Raw genomic sequence first — 19,032 nt, 5'->3', positions numbered from 1 at the left:
GCTGGGTGGTCTCCTGCTCTCTTGGAGGGACTGGAGGACCGGGGCAGGCGCAGGCTTGTGGTGAGACGGCGCCCGCCTCGGGCATAGCTACACGTCGTTGGTCTTGGGCGCCCTGTCGGCGGCCGGGAGGGCGGGCAGTCCCGCGGCTTCCAGGGCGGCGGGGTCGAAGCCGGGCAGCGCGGCGCGGGTGACGAGTGCCTGTGCGAGTTGTTCGGCGTAGGCGGAGCCGGTGCGGGCTACCTCGATTTCCGTGGTGGCGCGGAGGGTTTCGACGCGCTCGATGTGGGCGTACTCCTCGCGCCGCTCGGTCATGTCCCGCTCGTGGGCGACCGTCGCGCGGCGGTCGGTGCGCCAGTACATTGCGGCGAGTCCGTAGGCGCCGGCGGTGGCCAGGGACCACAGCAGCAGGGGCAGGGAGAGCCCGTCGGCGTATCCGGCGACCCCGGCGAAGGCGAGGGCGCCGGAGGCGGCGAACGCGGTTCCGACGAGGACGGAGTCGCCGGTGGCGTTGGCCGCGACGACGCCCGCGGCGGCGGCGCTGAGGGAGAGTGCAGTCATCAGCGCGGCGTTGCCGACGGAGTGTTCGGCGCCGTTGGCGTTCCAGATGCGGGCGAGGGCGAGCACGGTGGTGGTGGCGATGGCGGGTGCGGCCTTGGGCAGCGCGGCGGTGAGCCAGTGCCGGGCGGTGGGGTCGTTCACGAGTGCTCCTCTTGTCCTGTCAGTTGCCGATGTCGCTGAGGGCGTCGGCGCAGGCCTGGACGACGTCGTGGATGGGCTCGTAGGCGCCGGTTCCGGCGGTGAAGAAGCCGAACAGGAACAGCAGCGCGGCGGCGCCGGGACCGCTGGACCTTGTCTTGACGGCGACGACGGAGGCGGCGCCGAAGAGCAGCACGGCGGAGATGGTCAGGGTCATCGCGATGCCTCCGGGCGGGGGGTGTCGGTGCCGGCGCGGTAGATGCGGGCGAAGCGGTTGTAGAGCCAGCGGCCGACGCGTATGCGCTTGCCGGTGGCGTGGCAGCGGCGGCAGTCCTTGCCGCGCTTGAGCCGTCCCTTGCGGTCGGCCTTGAGCTGGTGGCCCATGCCGTGGCACTTGCGGCAGTTGCCGAACGGGGAGGCGGCACACACGGCGACGTAACACAGCGTGACGCCTGTGAGCAGGGTGATAGCGAGCAGGATGGGGGTCATGGCTGGCCCTCCGGGCGGTTTTGAGGGGTTTCCGCAGGTGGGCCGCTATGCGCTAGCGGCCTGATCAGAGTGGGTTTGGGGCGCTAGCGGGGCCGCTAACGTTAGCGGGGTGTGCCGCTAGCGCTAGCGGCCCCGGATGGTCAGCCCGCGTCCCGGTTTCCGTCACGCTCCGCAATTGCGGTGGTGATGTGGGAGCGGTCGATGCCGCGCCGGTTGACGACCTTGCCGTTGACGCGGCGGCCGACCTGGATGGTGGAGACGCCGTGCGGCTTGAGGGCGGCGGCGAGTCCTTCGGGGTCCCATCCGTCGTAGACGTCCTCGCGGAGTTCGGCGAGGCGGGCGACGACGGTTTCGGACCACACCTTGGGCTCGTCGGCGGGGACGACGGCGAGGATGTCGCGCAGCAGGTCATACGCGCTGGACGCGTCCTGCTCGGGCTCTTCGCCGAGGGCGTGGCCGGTGAGGGTGCCGGCGAGTTCGCGGGCCTTGCGGGCGCGGGCGCCGATGGCTTCGGCGGCCGGGGCGTCCACGTAGACGGAGCCGACGATGCGGGCGTCCGCTCCTTCGCCGACGAAGTAGTGAATGCCCTTGTCAGCCCAGCTGAACATGGTCGCGCGCACGCCCCGCTTGTAGGCGGACGTGCCGAGCACCATGTCGTTCTCCAGCTGACCCATGACCTTCAGGCAGAACCGGGCCGAGGCGTTCGCGCTGATCCCGGTGGGCAGTGCCTTGGCGTCCGGTCGCTGGGTGGCGAGCAGCAGCACGATCCCGGTGGCGGGACCGCGTTTGACCAGGTCAGTGCAGATCTCTTCGAGTTCCTTGCCGTACTTGTCGTGCTCGAACCAGACCTGGCACTCATCCACCCCGACCACGATCGGGTGCAGCCCCAACTGCTTCATGTCGGCGAGCTGGGAGGTCACCTTGGACTCGGGGCAGATGTCCCGGGGCAGGGTGCGGATCATCTTCGCCCGGCGGCGCAGTTCCTCACGCAGCGCGCGCAGGTCCCGCAGCGCGTACTCGATGTCCTCCTCTTCGTCCCCGGCGCGGTGCCGGTGGGAGACGGCGTTGCCGACCGGATCGAGGTCGCCGGTGCCCTTGAGGTCGTAGGTGTGCAGCTCAGCGCGCGGATCCAGAGCGGCGATGAGCAGCAGCAGACGCAGAAGGAAGGTCTTGCCCATGCGGGGGATCGCGCCGATGACGGCGGCGATGTACATGAGCGTGATCTCGACCCAGCGTCCGCGCTGGTCGGTGCCGAACGCGACCGGCTTGAACAGGTCCGTATGGCCGGACTTCAGCAGCGGCCACACCGGCTTCTTCGCCTTGGACATGTCCTGGTCGCCGACCCACAGCACCAGGTGCCCGGTGTGCTCGTTCGGCACCGCCTCGGGCCACACGCAGCCCAGCGGGCGGCGCAGGCCGGACGCGAGGCGTTCGCGCCGCTCGATGATGTCGGTCACGGTCACGCCGAAGGGCAGGTTGCCCTCAGCGCGCCAGCCGGGGCCGTCGCGGGTGATCGGGGCGGTGAACTCGAACCCGTCCCGGCCCTTGCCCTGCGCCTGGTTGATGGCCGGGATGCCGAGCGAGCCGAGCGCCCGCAGCACGATGTCACTGGTGAGCTTGACCGCCGTGGGCAGTTCCACCGCGCGGTGGATGACCGGGGCGTCCGCCTTGCGGCCGGCGTAGCCGAGCGCCATCACGACCGCGCCGACCGACAGAGCCTGAACCCAGTCGGGGGCGAGCACGTAGATGGCGAGTGCGGAACCCAGCCCGATGAACATCGCGAGCACGGCGACCAGGGTGCGCAGTCGGACACGGCCGTCGCGCTGCCGCGAGAGCTTCAGGTACTCGGCCGCGTCCTCGCGCCGGACGGCGGCGAGCCGGACCGGCTCGCCCTCGCGGTCGGCCACCCACCGCAGCGTGCCCCCGATGAACTTCGCGGCACCGGACGGGGCCTGAAGGGTGAGGCGGGCGGCGTAGACCGGGGAGCGCAGCGCGTGATAGCCGACCGAGTGGGCGTAGTGCCGGGCCACCCACGCCGACGCGGTCTTGAGTTCCGCCACGGACTTCAGCCACACGGGCACGACCGCACGCCGCCGCGCACCCGCGAGGCGACCCAGGTAGCCCGGACCGGTCGCGGTCGGCGTCGGCTGGTCGACCATCCGGCGCGCGGTCGGGTCGGCCGACTCGTCACCCGACCGACCGGCCTGCGAGTCGGGCGACCGGTCGGCGCCAGGTCGGGTCGTCGGGTCGGCCGACTCGGAGCGAGCCGACCGTGCCTTGTCGAGGTCGACCACCTCGCCCCCGGAGTCGGCGTTCATCTCGGCTTCCAGTCGGTTGAACAGTTCGTTGTCGTCGTCGGGGTGCTTCACTGAGATTCCTTCCACTGCGGGAGGTAGGGCGGGGACCGGCCGACGCTGTAGGAGGTGGGCGGCCGGTCCCCGCCGGAAGGCCGCTACCGTGAGCGGCATGAGCGGGGGATCAATACGAACGGCACCATGCACGTGGTGTGACGCACCGGTGCCGCAGCCACGGCGTTGGCGCACACGGCGGTACTGCAGCAAGGCGCATCGGCGCAGAAGCCGGATCATGGAAACCGTCGCCAGGTTCCTGGACAGCCTCTAGCCGCTCTGACCGCGCCAGCGCGGGAGTGGGGCGGCGATCACCACCACCCCGAGGACTTCTTGGCGACCTTCGCGGTGGCGGCCTCGTTCACGATCCGCTGCCGCTCGGTCTCCAGAGCGGAGATCTCCGCGGACAGCCGCTTCTCGGCCGCACCCCACGCGGTCGTCAGCTGCCGTTCGGCGCGGGCGGGGCTCTTGCCGCGGACAACCTTGTGCGCGCCAGAGGCCAGTCCGGCGAGGACGGCGCGCCTCTCGCGGCCGGTCAGCGGCCACATCTCGCGCTCCTGAACGGCCTTGAGCTTGCGGGTCGTCTGCTCGATCTCGCGGTCCAAGTGACGGGTGTTGGGCTTGCCCATGGTCAGGTACTCCTCGGGGAAGTGGAGTTGGCGGACTGAGGCGTGTCGGGGTAGGCGCACAGCAGTCAGATGCCGTACGCGGCCATCAGGCGGCGACCTCGATCACGGGCTCCTCGGTGCGGGCGCCGGAGCGGCCGGCGCGGCGGCCGGTGACGGTGGTGAACAACCGGCCCAGCCCGGCGCGGCGGGTTCCGGCGCGGGCTTGCTTGGCCGCGTACATCGCCTCATCCGCCCTGCGCAGCAGGCTGGAGAGGTCATCCGTGGGGAAGTCGACGGCGCGTACCCAGCCGAGCGAGACGGTGGTGCGCACGGCGGGGTCCTGGCCGTCGACGGGGCGGGCCAGGACGCGGTGCAGCACGGTGAGCATGTCGGCGGCGGTGCCGTGGTCGTCGATGAGGACGGCGGCGAACTCATCGCCCCCGAGCCGCCCGGCGACCCCGGACGGGCCGACGTGGTGGGCGAGGCGGTCGGCGGTCGCCTTCAGCAGGGCGTCTCCGGCCGCGTGGCCGTGGGTGTCGTTGATGTGCTTGAACTTGTCGACGTCGGCGAGCACCACGACCGCGCGGGGGTCCTTGAGCAGCGTGGTGGCGCGGCGGGTGAAGCCGTCGCGGGTGCGTAACCCGGTGAGCGGGTCACGCCTTGCCGTGTTGAGGCAGCGGCGCAGCCACCACACATGGGCCGCCCACACGGCGGTCAGCGGCAGCGCGGACAGCAGGATCGTGGCGAGGGTGTTCACGCGGCCACCCCCTCAGTGCTGTCGTCGGGCGCCGTGGCGTCGGGGGTGTCGACGGTGTGCAGGGTTCGGCCGTCGGCCCGTTCGGCGAGCAGGGCGTCACGCACCTGCCGGGCGGGGGCGGAACCGCAGTGCAGTTCCTTGCGCAGCGCCTCAGCGTTGATCTGCGCGTCCGTCCAGTCGGCCGTGACCGTACGCGCCTCAGCGAGCAGTTCCGCCGTCGTGCGCTGCGCCTTCTTGGCCTTGTCCTTGGCGGGCGTCCGGCGGGGCGGGCGCGGCTTGGGCTCGGTCGGGGGCGCCGGCGGAGTCTGCACCGGGGGCTTGGCGGGTGTCTCCTGCTCGGTGGCGGGGGCTAGGTCGCCCATGCGGAGCATCACGCGCTCGCGCCGGGGGGTCTGCGAGCGCCACCGGCGCCCGTACTGCTCGCGCAGGTCTGCGCGGGCCAACTGCCGTTCCTTCTCCAGCTTCAGCGCCTCGGAGTATGAGGTGACCTCCCACAGCGTCATGCGGCGCCACAGCGCGAAGGTGGAGGGGAAGGCGAGCAGCCAGCGGGAGAAGCGGATCTTCTCCATACGGCGGCCGGTGGCCGCGCCGATACGGACGGCATAGATGTGCGCGCCGATCTCGGAGAACACCACCCACAGCAGCGGCATGGTGCCGTGCGCGACCTTGGCCCACACACCGTGTCCTGCGGCGACGTTGAGCCCGCAGGTGACCAGGGTGAGGACCCAGGGCACGAACCGCACCCACGCGAGCGCCATGTCCATGCGGATCAGCAGCAGGTTGGCCACGGTGAACACCGGGATGGCCACGTCGATACCGACCGGCAGCATCCACGGATCGCCGAACCCCCAGCGGGCGGCCGCTTCGGAGACGGCGTCGAAGGAGGCGATTAGACCGAGTGCGCCGACTCCGGCCGCGGCGAGCGCGCCGGCTCCGGCGAGCCCCATTTCCGGGCGGGTCAGCGGCGGCACCCCGGACGCGGGCGCCTCCGGGGCGGGGGGCGTGGTGGTTATGCCGCGACCCCCTTGCGTGCCGGGCGTCGGTGGCGGGCGGGGCGGGTGAGCGGGACGACGTCGAACAGGTCCGGGTTCTCCTCGATGACCTGCGCGGCCATGCGGACCAGGTCGTCGGGCATCTCGGGGTGGTCGGCGAGGATGTCGCGCGCCGCGTCCTCGCGGGCCGCGCGCTCTTCGTCCGTCTCGTCCTCCACCCCGAGCCACAGCTCAACCGGGGTGCCCAGCGCCAGTTCCGCGAAGTCCTCGACAGAGACGGCCTGTTGGCGGCCGATGTACGTACGCATCAAAAGCTCCTGACATGGGAGGGACTGGGAGCCGGAGCAGTCGCAGGCGTGTTGGTGAGACGGTGACTGCTCCGGAGGAACCCGCGCCGCGAGCGCGGCAGGGGGGAAGTGCCCCGGGCCGGATTCGATCCGACGCCCTCACGGCGAGATGCCGGGGCGGTGGTGCGGATCAGACGGTGGCGATGATGAGCGCGGCGACCAGCAGCCACAGGTGGTGGAAAGACTGGTCAAGCGCGTAGGCGCCGGTACCGATGTGCGGGTCGTCGTGGCCGGCGCGCGGGGCACCGAGCCGGTAGAACTCGCCCTTGCCGGTCACCTTGGCCAGCCACGCCAGCGTGGTGCGCCGGTCGGCCCACTAGTGCGTGACCGCGTCGATGCCGAGTCCAGCGACGATGCCGAGCACCGAAAGGCGCAGGTCCAGCAGCCACGCGACCGGTAACAGGACGGCGAGCTTTGTGAGCGTCAGGGTGGCGACGTGCCGGGCGCCGGCGAGGCGGCCGACCCAGCCGGGACGGCCCTTGTGCGCGGACTGGTGCGAGGTCTGCACCCAGTGATCCCCCACGCTGTGGGCAACGTAAAGGGCCATGAACACGGCGGCGAAGACTGCAGCAGTCACGGCGGTCACCTGCGCTCGTCGCGGGACTGAACGAGCTGAATGGCCAGGCGCGGGAAATCGGCGACGCCGTCGAAATCCGCGAACCTCACGCCGTGCTGCTCGGCAGCCTGAAGTATGCCGTGCAGGACCGAGGCGGCATCGGCCACCTGAAGGGCGGTCGGCCGATGCGAGGGGGCGAACTCCGCGGCGGCCGACGCTATGCGGGCGGCGACGTCGTTCAGGTCATGCTGGTTCACTGCTACTCCTTGGACGGAGGGACTGGAAGCCGGAGCAGCCGCAGGTGAGTTGGTGAGACGGCGACTGCTCCGGACGCTGTGGACACCGGGCAACCGGCCGCAGCGCTAGAAGTTGAAGGTCACGTTCCCGTGGTGCGTGCCGCCGGTGATGCCGTAGCGGTTGCCCTCGATCACGGTTGCGTCCTGACTCGGCTGCTGCCGAGTGGCCTCATTGATCGCGTCGGCCAACTCCAGCGCGGCCTTCATACGAGCGGCGTGCTGTTCCGGGGTCTCGGTGCTGCTCATGCGTGAACTCCTCTTGAGATCAGCTGATGACTGAACGTGCTTGCAGTCGGAACCACCCGGCTCCCCGCCGCCCCGCCCGTACAGCCGAACCGACTGGACGGGCGGAGGAGGCAACCGGCGCGGCGCTAGCCGCCGCGATGCGGTGGAAAGTGACCGGTTGGCCGCGGCACTCCGAGGTGCTCACGGACCAGGGATGAAACGGCGCTGCCGTGCCGGTCGATCACGGCCGCGCCCATCGCTTTCGTCTACTCACTGCCACTCCTTCAGATCGCTGAACAGGGGATACGCACTGCAAGGGGGACCTTGTCCCCACTCTCCGGCCGTTGCTCGCGGTCACCGGGCCACCTCGCCAGTACGGGCCGAAGCCCTGTTCCACCTGGCCTTTAGCGGGATTGCAGCGTCCCCGCCCTGTGCATTCGTGCAGGTCAATCACTTGCGAACACAGCCGGTGAAGCCTTTCCGGGCCTCGCGTTCCGGCGTGAGTACAGATTGACCTAGGTCAATCTGACTGTCAAGGGAGTGCAGAGAACGACGTGAGATTGACCTAGGTCCGGTTACTCTCGGAACCATGGATCAGAGCCCCGAAGTGCCCAAGCCCACGCCGACGGCCAAGGAGATTGCGGCACAGTTCCGCGAGAAGATCACGGGCCCCGATCGTGAGTACGACGCGGGAGACCGGCTCCCAGCAGCTCGCGCGCTCGCCAAGGAACTTGGCGTGCAGCTCATGACCGTGCAGAGCGCGTATGTCCAACTCCGTGACGAGGGGCTGATCCTCACTCAACAGGGGCGCGGGACGTTCGTCCGTGACCCCGCGGCGCCCCTCGGCACCGAGCCGGGCAGCAGCCCTGCTTTCGCGGCTCTGGCCGCAGAGCTCAGCACGATTCATGACGCTCTCCGTTCGCTCGGGGAGCGGCTTGATCGGCTTGAGCGGCTTGTGGGTAGCGAGACTCCACCTTCGCCGTGAGTTCGTCCGCGCGCCTCAGCAGCCGTTCGACCTTGATGCGCGCATCCCTCAAACTCGCTTTGATCAAAGCGAGTTCAGCAGGAGTCATGCATTCCAGCTCGCCGCTTCGCTCATTGATCCCTGGCATGCCAATGAGCATGTAGCCGTGAACGGCGGAGGACCCGGACACAGTGTCCGGGTCCTCTTTCCTTGCAGGTCAGGAGGGTTGACGTTTCGTCATCGGGTAGCTTCGTCCACGGCGTCCAGCACGGCCCCCCACGGGAGTTCACGCCCGGCCGGCGCTTCCCGCGGCTCGTACAGCGGCCACACCTCCGGGCCGTAGATGATGCGCACGCCCCCCGCCCGGAGGGTGCCGATGTGGTGCTGCCATGCCGGGTGGCGGGCGTGCGCCGCGTTCACCCGAGGGAAGACGACGACGGGCAACCCGAGGGTGCCGATCGCCTCGCCCACCTGGGTCAGCGCCTGGTTGTCCATCAGGCCCGTGGCGAGCTTGGCCACCATGTTGGCCGACGCGGGGGCCACCACGTAGCAGTCAACCGGCGGGTGCGATCGTGCCTCGCCAGGCAGGCGCGGTTCATCGCGCACAGGCAGGCCAGTCAGGTTCTCCAACTGCTCGACCTCGCCACTCATCCGCAGCCACTGACCTGCGGTCGGCGTCAGAGTGACAGCCACCTGCCAGCCACGTTGCATGGCGGGCTCAACCAGACCGGTGCGCAGCGCCTCTACGCCTCCGGCCGCCGACCCGACGACTCCGAGCACCCCGCGCTTGCCTGAACTCACTGCACCGCCCTGCACCGTTGAGCCATCACGAACACCTCAGACGATCGCGAGCCGCCAGTGACTGGTGATTGCTTGATCAGGTCCCGCAGCGTCTCGCGCACCCTCGGATTGTTGCGCACGAGCTGCGGCGATGTGCGTTCAGCCGTGCGGAGTTCCGTGAACGCCTCATCGCCCTGGCCGCTGAGTGAGAGAGCGCGCGCGAAGTCGATGCGGTGCGACACGCTGCGTTCCTGCGGCATGTGGTCGACGTTGATCCGGCCGTGTTCCACCACGTACGACACGTTGTCCAGGTCAAGCTCAACCGACAGACGGTGAAGCAGGACGTTCGTGGGTCCGAAGCCGGTCTGCCAGTAGTTCTCATCCGAGCCGAGGTCATCCGCGAGGTGCTCGGCTCGATCCAACAGGCCGGTCGCGGTGGGCCGGTCCTGGTGGCGGGCTGCTGCGACAGCGGCCCGCAGGTGGATCATCCCCAGGAGGCTCAGCGCCGCAGGGTTGTTGTCGGTCACTTGAGACGAGAGCCATGCGGCGGCGGTGTTGCCCAGCTCCAGCGCGTCGTCGTACCGGCCGTTGGCGAGTAGGGCGTGCGTGCCGGACCGCGCGGCGGACGCCAACACGAGCGGGTCGTCAGACTCGTCTGCGGCTCGCATTGCCCGCTCGGCAGCAAGCCATGAGATGTCCGATTCACCGATCTTCGCGAGCGTCGTTGCCGCCAGGTGGTGGGTGCGGGCCGACACTGCCCAGCAGTCGCTACGGTCCTCGCCGCGCCGTGCGGCTCGCTCCTCCAGCTCTTGCGCTACCTGGAGGAGCGCGGGAAGCGCGGCGATGACGCTGCCGAGCCGCCCACCCTGGTAGTCGTTCCATGCGTGCTCGACACGCACGGCCACGGGCGCCGGCATGGGAAGCTGCGTCTCAGCCTCGGGGCCGAAGAGTAAACGGGACAGCCGGCGCGGGCTCATGAGCGCGTCGCGCACAGCCGGAACGTCGTCCTGCTGACTCTCGTCCTCCATGAGCACGGTCTGACCGAGCAGGTCTCCTAGGGGCACGCGCAGGATGCGCGACAGCTCCGTGAGCATGTCGATCCGGGGAGGCTTCCGGCGCCCCGTCTCGATCTTCGCCAACCAGTCAGTGCTGCGGCCGACCAGGCCGGCGAGCACCTCTTGCGTGTAGCCGCGACGCTTCCGGTAGAACGCGATGCGTTCGCCGATGCTGAGGTGATCTCCAAGACCACGCATGATGTGCTGCCTCCTGCGGGAGGTGGGGCCCGTCTCACGGTACAAAACCGCTTGCGGGGCAGATAGTTGGCCTTGCTCGTTGCAGCGCGATAACCATGGTGGACGGCTCATGGCGATGGGACCCGGACACAGTGTCCGGGTCCCATCGCCATGAGCCGCCGTTTCAGCCGGGCGTAAATGGTCAACGATGGGCCGAGCCCGTGCGGGTGAATTGCAGACAGCAGGGCTCCATTCCCACGGCGGACAGAATGGGTGCTTCGCAAGGCCATGGGCGAAGGTGTGAGTCCCGACGCAGGGAGCATGCGGAGCCCTCAGTGTGCGTCCCGCGAGATTGAGTCCGGCATCTGGCTAGCCCTGCGACTGTTGCTACTTGAACAGCCTGCCGCATGGGCGATGTCAAGCTACTGGTCGGCGTCCGAGTTGCATAGAGGGGCCGGAGCGGCCACTGTTGTACCAGACGGGTGCTTCGTGAAGTGGGTGTTTTCCGTCTACTGCGGCCGAAGCTAAATTCTCGATGCTTATCCCGGCGCTTGATTCCGCCTTTACAGGCGATGCGTAGGCGCTGGTCTGAGGTTGCGATTCGAGGTCCTCCCCTATGGGCGATCCACGGATAGAGATGGCGTATGATGCCGTAGTCGCGAGGCTGTCCTTGCAGACGGACACGCTCACGAACTTGAGGAATCGCGCAAACGGCCTTCTGGGTATAGCCGCGCTCATTGCTTCTTTTTCATCCGGGATTGGCCTCATCAATATGGATCGCGCAAAGGGGGCGGTTCTTCCGGTATGGGCCCCGTGGGCTCTCCTTGGAGTTCTGATCGCCATCGGCCTTTTGGTAATGGCCGTATTGTTGCCGGTCCGTGAATGGCATTACGGGCCATCGGCAGAAAAAATCATGGATCGCCACAGCCTTGGAGTAGACGAGGATAATATTCGAATATATGTAATAACTGAACTGAATGCAGGATGGCGCAGTAACAAAAGGGCTCTCGAATCTCGATGGAGACTCTATCGCTTCGGGGCGTCCCTTTTGTTCGTGCAGCTCCTTATCCTGGTGTCTGCGGTTGCATCTCGGTGACATCGGAGCAGATTATGAGCGATCCTGAACCCGCGGCGCGTGCACAGTCTTCGATTGCTCGGCACCCTGATATACAAGGAATGCGCAATAGGAGCGTCCATACGAGAGCCTCGTATCAGTACGCACTCATAGGTAGCTGCGCACCCCTTTTGGGGGCCTACATGGCTATTTCTCCGTGGGTTGTGGGTTTTTCTGGCGAGCCAGGAGTCGCGGCAAGCAACGTTGCGGCGGGCGTTCTGTTCTTCGCGGTATCCCTTGTTCTGACGTTCGCTCCAGTGCATATTGCTCTGAGGGTGAGGTTCAGTCCTTCCTTGATCGGTCTTTGGATGGTTGTTTCCCCGTGGGTAATTTCCGGGAAGGCTGACGTCGCTAAGGTCATTGCGAATAATGCTATATCCGGAGCTGTAGCACTGATGTTGGGTCAAGCTCTTGCTTTTATAGCGCTGGCCATTTTGAAGGAAGCGTACTGGAATGAACGGGCGGCACAAGACAGGGAACGCCCCTACTAGGGGTAGCGATGGGTGAGTCAGAAGGTGCCGAATGCTGGGGGTGCATGTTTAGGGCAATGGAGAGTGGCCTATGGCCGTCATCAAATGCACTCAGCCCGGACAGCAGGGGCTATTCGAGAATTGAGTATGCAGTACCGTGAACTCTTCGCGTCATGAATTCCCGTACCCTCCTCAAGATGCTGCGCATGTCTCCCGTGTTCAGTGCGGAAACATTCGGGAGCTGCTGCCACAAATGCACGAAAAGCGTGACCGACATGCTCAATGTCTCAGCTTCCCTCCGTCTCGCTCCATTTATAAGGGGGAATCCCGCCTCTGTGATCAAACGAGATGAATCGGGGAGCGCATCCATCGCCTTGGCGTACGCATCCGCAATCACCTCCTCTTCGTACTGGTCGAACAGATTAGTTGCGAAAACACTTGGAGTGGCATGTGTCTGCTCCGACCATGCTGAAAACAACAGCTCGTACTGGCGTATCCGCATCGTGTCCGACGACAATTCGGCTAGAGTTCGGGTCGTCTTGCCGCTCCAGCTTGTCCGCCACCGCATCGTTCCATCAGCTCGCGGCGACAGCTTGAATTCATCGAACCCCTTATCCAGGAAGTCCTTGATGGTTGACTCCAGTGGTGTACCCGGGTGGCGTCCGCGTTCCTTCTCGAAGTCAATGCGCCGCGACTCCGCAAGAAGCCACTGAAGAAGTCCGAATCTGTTGTACTGCTTCAGTGCTGTTTCGCGATTATCAAATGATGCCAAGTGCTCAATGTTTACGAGTAGCTCGAACAACTGGCGGGCCACTGCGGTCGCGTGTTCCCAATGGTGGGCGCCAATCAAAAGCCGAGCAGACTTCAGTCCTTTGATCCCACGCCCGAGGACACCCTTATCAAAGAGGGCAAGACGATCTTCCAGCCCCACCTCTTCTACGGCAGCTGCCTCTGCGGCAGTGATCACCTCGCTTACTACGTCGAACAGCGGCTGAAGCCGCATGTCCGGCACGATACTCACCCACTCGGAGGAGCCTCCCATGGCGGCGTCGCGCCTAGTGTCTCGCTCGTCACTCGTAGCCACCGAAGTACCGTAGCGGGCCATTGCGGGCCACGGCTGCCCGTTTTCGCGCTCGGGCGAGGGGACTGCTCGCATGGGGCCGTCCCTGGGCCGTCAAACGACGGCCTCGGGTGACCAACGATGACCTATGACAGCCTCCTTGGAGGAGGTCAGCGCAGCGCCGATACTGATCGTTCGATGTAATTCCCAAGCGCATCACTTCCTGCGCAACAAGCGCCAGGAGTGGGAGGAGTACCGCTCCGAGGTCACGGCGTTCGAGCTGCGGAAGAACCTGCCGGTGCTGTAGTCCGCAAGGACCTGCCGGTGCTCTGGTCCGGCGTGCGGCCCCCACACCCTTCCAGGGTGGGGGCCGGGCGGCCGGTCGAGGAAATGCCCGTTTCTTCTTGACTTGCGCCGCGTCGGTGACAAGCGTGGGTCTCAGCCATGCGACAGTCCGTACCGCTCTGCCGCACAGCCGGACCCGGACTGGAGGTCGATCTCCCATGACGGCCAGCCTCACCGCACGGCGGATCGCGACGGCGCTCGGCGCCGGTGCCGCGGTGCTCGCCCTCGGTCTCGGCGGCGCAGGTGTCGCCGACGCCAAGATCAATCCTGTCCCCACCCAGTGCGTGAACAACGGCGGTCAGACGCCGAACGGGCAGCAGCCCGCATGCACCGGCGGTGGCCTCATACAGGAGTCGGAGAACCAGAACCCCGCCGGGCACGCCCCGCCGGGACAGAACTGACCCAGCACAGTGCCGCGGTGTCGGAGCACCGCGGCTCATTCGTGCCCGCGGACGGCCGGGCTACTGCCGCCGCGCCGCCTGCTCCGACAGCAGCTGGTGCAGCGGTTCCGTCGCCCGGCGCCGGTACTCCTGGACCGACCACCCGTTGCCGTCGGGGTCCTTGAAGTACATGAAGGTGGCGCCGTCGTCGGGGGCGTACTGGACCGGCTCCGAGACCTCCAGGCCGCGTTCCACCAGTTCCGCGTGGGCCGCCTTGATGTCGGCCACGCACAGCTGAAGGCCCTGGTAGGAACCGGGCTCGGGGACGGTCGCCCCCTGCGTCATGTCCCAGATGCTGTCGCCGAGGGCGATCGAGCAGCCGGAGCCCGGAGGCGTCAGCTGGACGATCCGCATACCCGGCATGACCTCTTGGTCGATGTCGACGTGGAAGCCGACCTTGTCCCGGTAGAAGTCGCGGGCCCGGTCGATGTCGCTCACGGGCAGTGGGATCACTTCGAGCGTGAACTCCATTACTGGTCCTCCATGGTGAATCGCCAACGGGTCTGGCTGAACGGTTCACCCTTACCGAAGCCGAAAACGGTGTGCGGCGCCACCGAGAAGACGGCCGCCCGTCCCGCACCGTGCCGGAAATACCCCTCCTGTACCTCGAAGTGCCAGAAGCTGCCGTACTTCGTCTCCCACCCCGCGGCCAGTTCCCGCAGCCGGTCGTCGTCGGTGACGCGCAGCGCCTCGCCCTCGACCACGAGGTCGTAGCCCTGCCGCCAGGTGTTGGTGCCGGTCGTCAGCACGACGCTCGGGTTCTGTGCCAGGTTCCGCGCCTTGCGCTCCTCGGGACCCGTGCAGAAGTGCAGCGCGCCCCGGGACCAGACCGCCGGCAGCGGGGTCACATGGGGCCGCCCGTCCGGCCGTACCGTCGAGATCCAGAACAGCTCGGCCTCGGCCAGCATCTTCTCGGCCTCGGCCCAGTCGGTCGCCGTGGCCCTCTCGTCGCTGTAGCGCGCATCCAGCCGGGTCTGCGGTCGCTTCTCGGTCATCGGACGCCCTCCAGACATGTCGTCGCACAGTGCAGACCGCACGGGCCCGCACAACTCATCGGCGCCACTCCCGGGCGATCCGGCTAGGCTCGACCGCGTACGACCTTGATCGGGTGCGTACGACCCTGATCGGACGGGAGGCCGACCATGACGGCGCCGGGGCGCAGGAGCAGTACCTTCACGCGGCTGCTGCGGCACGGATTCACCGACCCGTCGGCGGCCGACCGGCTCCTGGAGAGCCCCGAACTCGCGCCGATCAAGAACGACCCGGTCCTGCTGGAGGCCCTGGGCGCCACCGCCGACCCGGACCTCGCCCTGCACGGCCTCGTCCGGTTGCTCGAAGCACAGCCCGCACCCGCCGCCCAGCGGGAACTGCTGGACACCGTCATAGCCGCCAAGCCCCTGCGCGACCGGCTGCTCGGTGTGCTCGGCGCCTCGGCGGCCCTCGCCGACCACCTCTCCCGGCACGCCGGCGACTGGCAGGCACTGGTCATGTACGAGCCGCGCGACCTGCACCCCGAGGTGGCGGAGTTCGAGCACGGGCTGGCCGAGGCCACCGACCCCGTCTCGTTGCGCGTCGCCTACCGGCGCTGCCTGCTGTCCATTGCGGCCCGTGACGTCTGCGGCACCACCGACGTGGCCCAGACCGCCGCCGAGCTCGCCGACCTCGCCACCGCCACCCTGCGCGCGGCGCTCGCCATCGCCCGCGCGGCCGCGCCGGACGACGCCGCGCTGTGCCGGCTCGCGGTGATCGCGATGGGTAAGTGCGGCGGCCACGAGCTGAACTACGTCTCCGACGTCGACGTCATCTTCGTCGGCGAGGCCGTCGACGGCGCCGACGAGGGCAAGGCGCTCAGGTCGGCCACCAAGCTCGCCTCGCACATGATGCGGATCTGCTCCGAGACCACCGTCGAGGGCTCGATCTGGCCGGTCGACGCCAACCTGCGCCCCGAGGGCCGCAACGGCCCCCTCGTGCGCACCCTCAGCAGCCATCTCGCCTACTACCAGCGCTGGGCCAAGACCTGGGAGTTCCAGGCGCTGCTCAAGGCCCGCCCGGTGGCCGGCGACATCGAGCTGGGCGAGGAGTACATCGCCGCGCTCCAGCCGCTGGTCTGGAAGGCCGCCGAGCGGGAGAACTTCGTCTCCGACGTGCAGAAGATGCGCCGCCGGGTGGTGGAGAACATCCCCGTCGCCGAACTGGACCGCCAGCTGAAACTGGGGCCCGGCGGGCTCAGGGACGTCGAGTTCGCGGTGCAGCTGCTGCAGCTGGTGCACGGCCGCCACGACGCCTCCCTGCGCAGCGGCACCACCCTGGACGCCCTCCAGGCCCTCGCCGCCGGCGGCTACGTCGGCCGGGCCGACGCCGCCCAGCTCGACGACGCCTACCGCTTCCTGCGCTCCATGGAGCACCGCATCCAGCTCTACCGGCTGCGGCGCACTCATCTGGTCCCCGAGGACGAGGCCGACCTGCGGCGCATCGGCCGCTCCCTCGGGCTGCGGGCCGACCCGGTGGCCGAGCTGAACCGCGAATGGAAGCGGCACGCCGGCGTCGTACGGCGCCTGCACGAGAAGCTCTTCTACCGCCCCCTGCTCGACGCGGTCGCCCAACTCGCCCCCGGGGAAGCCAGGCTGAGCGCCGGAGCGGCCCGTGAGCGGCTGGTCGCGCTCGGGTACGCCGATCCGGCCTCCGCGCTGCGCCACCTGGAGGCACTGGCCTCCGGCGTCACCCGCAAGGCGGCGATCCAACGCACCCTGCTGCCGGTTCTGTTGGGCTGGTTCGCCGACTCCGCCGACCCGGACGCCGGTCTGCTGAACTTCCGCAAGGTCTCCGACGCGCTGGGCAAGACCCCCTGGTATCTGCGGCTGCTGCGCGACGAGGGCGCCGCCGCCGAGAACCTCGCGCGCGTCCTGTCGGCCGGCCGGCTCGCCCCTGACCTGCTGATGCGGGCACCGGAGGCGGTGGCACTGCTCGGCGACGGCGACGGCGGCACCGGCCTGGAGCCGCGCTCGCGCGGCCACCTGGAACAGGAGATCCTCGCCGCGGTGCGCCGCGCGGACGGCCCCGCACAGGCGGTCACGGCGGCCCGCGGCGTGCGGCGCCGCGAACTGTTCCGTACGGCCGCCGCGGATGTCGTCGACTCCTACGGCACCGAGACGAAGCCCGCCGAGGCCGACCAGGGCGCTCTGGTTGACCGGGTGGGCGCGGCGGTGTCCGACCTGACGGCGGCGACGCTGGCGGGCACGCTGCGGGCCGTGGTCCGCGACGGCTGGGGGGACACCCTGCCCACCCGGTTCGCGATCATCGGCATGGGGCGCTTCGGCGGACACGAGCTGGGCTACGGCAGTGACGCGGACGTCGTCTTCGTGCACGAGCCGCGCGACGGCGTGGACGAGCACGAGGCCGCCGCGGCCGCCAACCGCGTGGTCTCCGAGATGCGCCGACTGCTGCAGATCCCGAGCTCCGACCCGCCCCTGCTGATCGACGCCGACCTGCGCCCGGAGGGCAAGTCGGGGCCGATGGTGCGCACGCTCAAGTCGTACGCGGCGTACTACCGGCGCTGGTCCCTGGGCTGGGAGTCGCAGGCGCTGCTGCGGGCCGAGCCGGTCGCGGGGGACGAGGGTCTGGGGCGCCGGTTCATCGAGCTGATCGATCCGCTGCGCTACCCCGCCGACGGTCTCGGTGAGGACGCCGTACGCGAGATCCGCCGGTTGAAGGCACGTATGGAGTCCGAGCGGCTGCCGCGCGGGTCCGACCCCAAGCTGCACACCAAGCTCGGTCCCGGCGGTCTGTCCGACGTGGAGTGGACGGTTCAGCTCCTTCAGCTCCAGCACGGGTACACCGAGCCGGGCCTGCGGACGACCCGCACCCGGGGGGCGCTCGCCGCCGCGTGCGCGGCCGGGCTGATCCCGGAGGAGGAGGCGGCGATCCTGGACGAGGCGTGGGTGCTGGCGACGCGGGTGCGCAACGCGGTGATGCTGGTGCGGGGGCGGGCCGGCGACACGTTTCCGTCGGACAGCCGTGAGCTGGCCGCCGTGGGGCGCTACCTCGGCTACGAACCCGGGCACGTGGGGGACATGCTCGATGCGTACCGGCGTACCGCCCGGCGGGCCCGGGCCGTGGTGGAGGAGCTCTTCTACGGGGGGTGACCCGCGGGTGGCTGGGGTGCGTGTCGCTGCCCGACCCGCGCGTGGCTGGGGTGCGTGTCGCTGCCCGCGGCGGCCCGTGACGGGGCGGGGACGCGTTGCGCCTACGGTTCGAGGGTGGATCGCTGATGTGCCGGGATACGTCCGTCCTCGCTCGGGCGGTCGTCGGCGGGCAGGAGGCGCTGGTCGTCGACGCCTGCCGCCGCGGGCGGGCCTCCCGCGGCACGTCCCCGGCTCGCCGTCGGCGGGTGCGGCACCAGGCGGGGCAGGGCGTGCGGCAGCCTTCCGTACCACAAGCGTGCCACTGTGTAGCCGAACGCCAGGCAGAGGAGGCCGCCGACCGCGTCCAGCCAGAAATGGTTGGCCGTCGCCACGATGACCACCAGGGTGGCCGCGGGGTAGAGCAGGCCCAGGATGCGGGCCCAGGGCATTCTCGCCAGGGCGAAGATCGTCAGGCCGGACCACACGGACCAGCCGATGTGCATCGACGGCATCGCGGCGTACTGGTTCGACATGTTCTTCAGGTCGCCGGACGCCATGGAGCCCCAGGTGTCGTGGATCAGCACCGTGTCCACGAAGCCGCCGCCGGTCATCAACCGCGGGGGAGCGAGCGGGTACAGGTAGTAACCGACGAGGGCCACACCCGTGGTGGCGAAGAGGACCAGACGGGTCGCCGCGTAACGGCCGGGGTGCCTGCGGTAGAGCCAGACCAGGACGGCCAGGGTGACGATGAAGTGCAGGGTCGCGTAGTAGTAATTCATGCCGACGATGAGCCAAGTCACCGAGTTCACCGCGTGGTTGACCGAATGCTCGACGGCGATGCCGAGATGGTGTTCCAGGTCCCAGAGCCAGTCGGCGTTGCGCAGCGCCTGTGCCTTCTGCTCCGGTACCGCGTTGCGGATCAGTGAGTACGTCCAGTAACTCACCGCGATCAGCAGGATCTCGAACCAGAGGCGGGGGCGTCTCGGGGTACGCATCCGACGCAGGAGACCCCGCCCCGTCTCGTCCGCGACACGGGGCGGAACGGCCGCTTCCCGGCCTTCCAGTGTCGTCACGGTCGTGTCACCCATGGGCACAGAGTCTGCCAGAAAAGACTTCCCCGACCGATCATCCTCCGGTTGGGTTCAGGTTGCACGTTCTACGGCCGACGGACACCTTCGTCCTCCTCCCCACG

At 68.6% G+C, this 19,032-nt stretch carries 20 protein-coding genes and 2 pseudogenes; 5 read left to right on the top strand and 17 right to left on the bottom strand.

Annotated features, from left to right (window positions below; all coding sequences use genetic code 11):
* Positions 1-87: 87 nt before the first annotated feature.
* From ACFYNL_RS07590 to ACFYNL_RS07540, 11 genes and pseudogenes are all read right to left on the bottom strand, one after another.
* Entirely contained in the window at positions 88-699 is a 612-nt protein-coding gene (locus ACFYNL_RS07590) for a hypothetical protein (RefSeq protein ID WP_388798202.1), read from the bottom strand.
* Positions 700-718: 19 nt separating this feature from the next.
* Positions 719-913 (bottom strand): hypothetical protein, encoded by a 195-nt coding sequence (locus ACFYNL_RS07585; RefSeq protein ID WP_388798199.1) that lies wholly within the window; start codon positions 911-913, stop codon positions 719-721.
* Complete coding sequence (locus tag ACFYNL_RS07580; protein WP_388798196.1) at positions 910-1,185, bottom strand: hypothetical protein; 276 nt, start codon at positions 1,183-1,185, stop codon at positions 910-912. The genes ACFYNL_RS07585 and ACFYNL_RS07580 overlap by 4 nt, the downstream gene beginning before the upstream one ends.
* 140 nt (positions 1,186-1,325) lie before the next feature.
* Entirely contained in the window at positions 1,326-3,554 is a 2,229-nt protein-coding gene (locus ACFYNL_RS07575) for a cell division protein FtsK (protein ID WP_388798193.1), read from the bottom strand.
* A gap of 290 nt (positions 3,555-3,844) precedes the next feature.
* Positions 3,845-4,162: a hypothetical protein gene (locus ACFYNL_RS07570; RefSeq protein WP_388798190.1), complete on the bottom strand. Its 318-nt coding sequence runs from the start codon at positions 4,160-4,162 to the stop codon at positions 3,845-3,847.
* 85 nt (positions 4,163-4,247) lie between these two features.
* Positions 4,248-4,898 carry a GGDEF domain-containing protein gene (locus ACFYNL_RS07565; protein ID WP_388798187.1) on the bottom strand — a complete coding sequence of 217 codons (651 nt, stop codon included), beginning with the start codon at positions 4,896-4,898 and terminating at the stop codon, positions 4,248-4,250.
* A complete protein-coding gene (locus ACFYNL_RS07560; protein WP_388798184.1) occupies positions 4,895-5,845 on the bottom strand; it encodes a DUF2637 domain-containing protein in 951 nt (316 codons plus the stop codon). The genes ACFYNL_RS07565 and ACFYNL_RS07560 overlap by 4 nt, the downstream gene beginning before the upstream one ends.
* 62 nt (positions 5,846-5,907) lie before the next feature.
* Positions 5,908-6,198, bottom strand: a complete 291-nt coding sequence (locus ACFYNL_RS07555) for a hypothetical protein (RefSeq protein ID WP_388798181.1) — start codon at positions 6,196-6,198, stop codon at positions 5,908-5,910.
* 169 nt (positions 6,199-6,367) lie between these two features.
* Positions 6,368-6,814: pseudogene (locus ACFYNL_RS07550) on the bottom strand (transcriptional regulator).
* A gap of 5 nt (positions 6,815-6,819) precedes the next feature.
* Positions 6,820-7,050, bottom strand: a complete 231-nt coding sequence (locus ACFYNL_RS07545) for a hypothetical protein (RefSeq protein WP_388798178.1) — start codon at positions 7,048-7,050, stop codon at positions 6,820-6,822.
* A gap of 105 nt (positions 7,051-7,155) precedes the next feature.
* Positions 7,156-7,335, bottom strand: a complete 180-nt coding sequence (locus ACFYNL_RS07540) for a hypothetical protein (RefSeq protein WP_388798175.1) — start codon at positions 7,333-7,335, stop codon at positions 7,156-7,158.
* A 568-nt stretch (positions 7,336-7,903) separates the two neighbouring features.
* Here ACFYNL_RS07540 and ACFYNL_RS07535 point away from each other — a divergent pair.
* Positions 7,904-8,299 (top strand): GntR family transcriptional regulator, encoded by a 396-nt coding sequence (locus ACFYNL_RS07535; protein WP_388798172.1) that lies wholly within the window; start codon positions 7,904-7,906, stop codon positions 8,297-8,299.
* Between the two features lie 216 nt (positions 8,300-8,515).
* On the opposite strand, the gene ACFYNL_RS07530 is transcribed toward ACFYNL_RS07535, so the two are convergent.
* Entirely contained in the window at positions 8,516-9,079 is a 564-nt protein-coding gene (locus tag ACFYNL_RS07530) for a flavoprotein (RefSeq protein WP_388798169.1), read from the bottom strand.
* On the bottom strand, positions 9,076-10,311 hold the full coding sequence (locus tag ACFYNL_RS07525) for a helix-turn-helix domain-containing protein (protein ID WP_388798166.1): 1,236 nt from the start codon (positions 10,309-10,311) through the stop codon (positions 9,076-9,078). The genes ACFYNL_RS07530 and ACFYNL_RS07525 overlap by 4 nt, the downstream gene beginning before the upstream one ends.
* A 996-nt stretch (positions 10,312-11,307) precedes the next feature.
* Here ACFYNL_RS07525 and ACFYNL_RS07520 point away from each other — a divergent pair.
* Positions 11,308-11,895, top strand: a complete 588-nt coding sequence (locus tag ACFYNL_RS07520) for an SPW repeat protein (RefSeq protein WP_388798163.1) — start codon at positions 11,308-11,310, stop codon at positions 11,893-11,895.
* A gap of 109 nt (positions 11,896-12,004) precedes the next feature.
* On the opposite strand, the gene ACFYNL_RS07515 is transcribed toward ACFYNL_RS07520, so the two are convergent.
* Positions 12,005-12,877: a DUF5677 domain-containing protein gene (locus ACFYNL_RS07515; protein ID WP_388798161.1), complete on the bottom strand. Its 873-nt coding sequence runs from the start codon at positions 12,875-12,877 to the stop codon at positions 12,005-12,007.
* 277 nt (positions 12,878-13,154) lie between these two features.
* Between ACFYNL_RS07515 and ACFYNL_RS07510 the strand changes: the two are divergent.
* Both ACFYNL_RS07510 and ACFYNL_RS07505 read left to right on the top strand, forming a co-directional pair.
* Positions 13,155-13,241, top strand: a pseudogene (locus tag ACFYNL_RS07510) (glutamine synthetase); the annotation flags it as partial.
* Positions 13,242-13,437: 196 nt separating this feature from the next.
* Positions 13,438-13,680: a hypothetical protein gene (locus ACFYNL_RS07505; protein ID WP_388798158.1), complete on the top strand. Its 243-nt coding sequence runs from the start codon at positions 13,438-13,440 to the stop codon at positions 13,678-13,680.
* Positions 13,681-13,740: 60 nt separating this feature from the next.
* On the opposite strand, the gene ACFYNL_RS07500 is transcribed toward ACFYNL_RS07505, so the two are convergent.
* The gene (locus ACFYNL_RS07500; RefSeq protein WP_388798155.1) at positions 13,741-14,190 is read right to left on the bottom strand and encodes a VOC family protein; all 450 of its coding nucleotides are present in this window, start codon (positions 14,188-14,190) and stop codon (positions 13,741-13,743) included.
* The gene (locus tag ACFYNL_RS07495) at positions 14,190-14,714 is read right to left on the bottom strand and encodes a pyridoxamine 5'-phosphate oxidase family protein (RefSeq protein ID WP_388798153.1); all 525 of its coding nucleotides are present in this window, start codon (positions 14,712-14,714) and stop codon (positions 14,190-14,192) included. Before ACFYNL_RS07495 ends, ACFYNL_RS07500 begins: the two co-directional genes overlap by 1 nt.
* 147 nt (positions 14,715-14,861) lie before the next feature.
* Here ACFYNL_RS07495 and ACFYNL_RS07490 point away from each other — a divergent pair, with 147 nt between their 5' ends.
* Positions 14,862-17,861, top strand: a complete 3,000-nt coding sequence (locus ACFYNL_RS07490) for a bifunctional [glutamine synthetase] adenylyltransferase/[glutamine synthetase]-adenylyl-L-tyrosine phosphorylase (RefSeq protein ID WP_388798150.1) — start codon at positions 14,862-14,864, stop codon at positions 17,859-17,861.
* 101 nt (positions 17,862-17,962) lie between these two features.
* Here ACFYNL_RS07490 and ACFYNL_RS07485 read toward each other — a convergent pair whose 3' ends face one another.
* Positions 17,963-18,928 carry a phosphatase PAP2 family protein gene (locus ACFYNL_RS07485; protein WP_388798147.1) on the bottom strand — a complete coding sequence of 322 codons (966 nt, stop codon included), beginning with the start codon at positions 18,926-18,928 and terminating at the stop codon, positions 17,963-17,965.
* Positions 18,929-19,032: the final 104 nt, after the last annotated feature.

This window comes from Streptomyces sp. NPDC007808 (assembly GCF_042868655.1).
Classification (GTDB): domain Bacteria; phylum Actinomycetota; class Actinomycetes; order Streptomycetales; family Streptomycetaceae; genus Streptomyces.
This window is presented reverse-complemented; position numbering and strand designations above follow the sequence as displayed.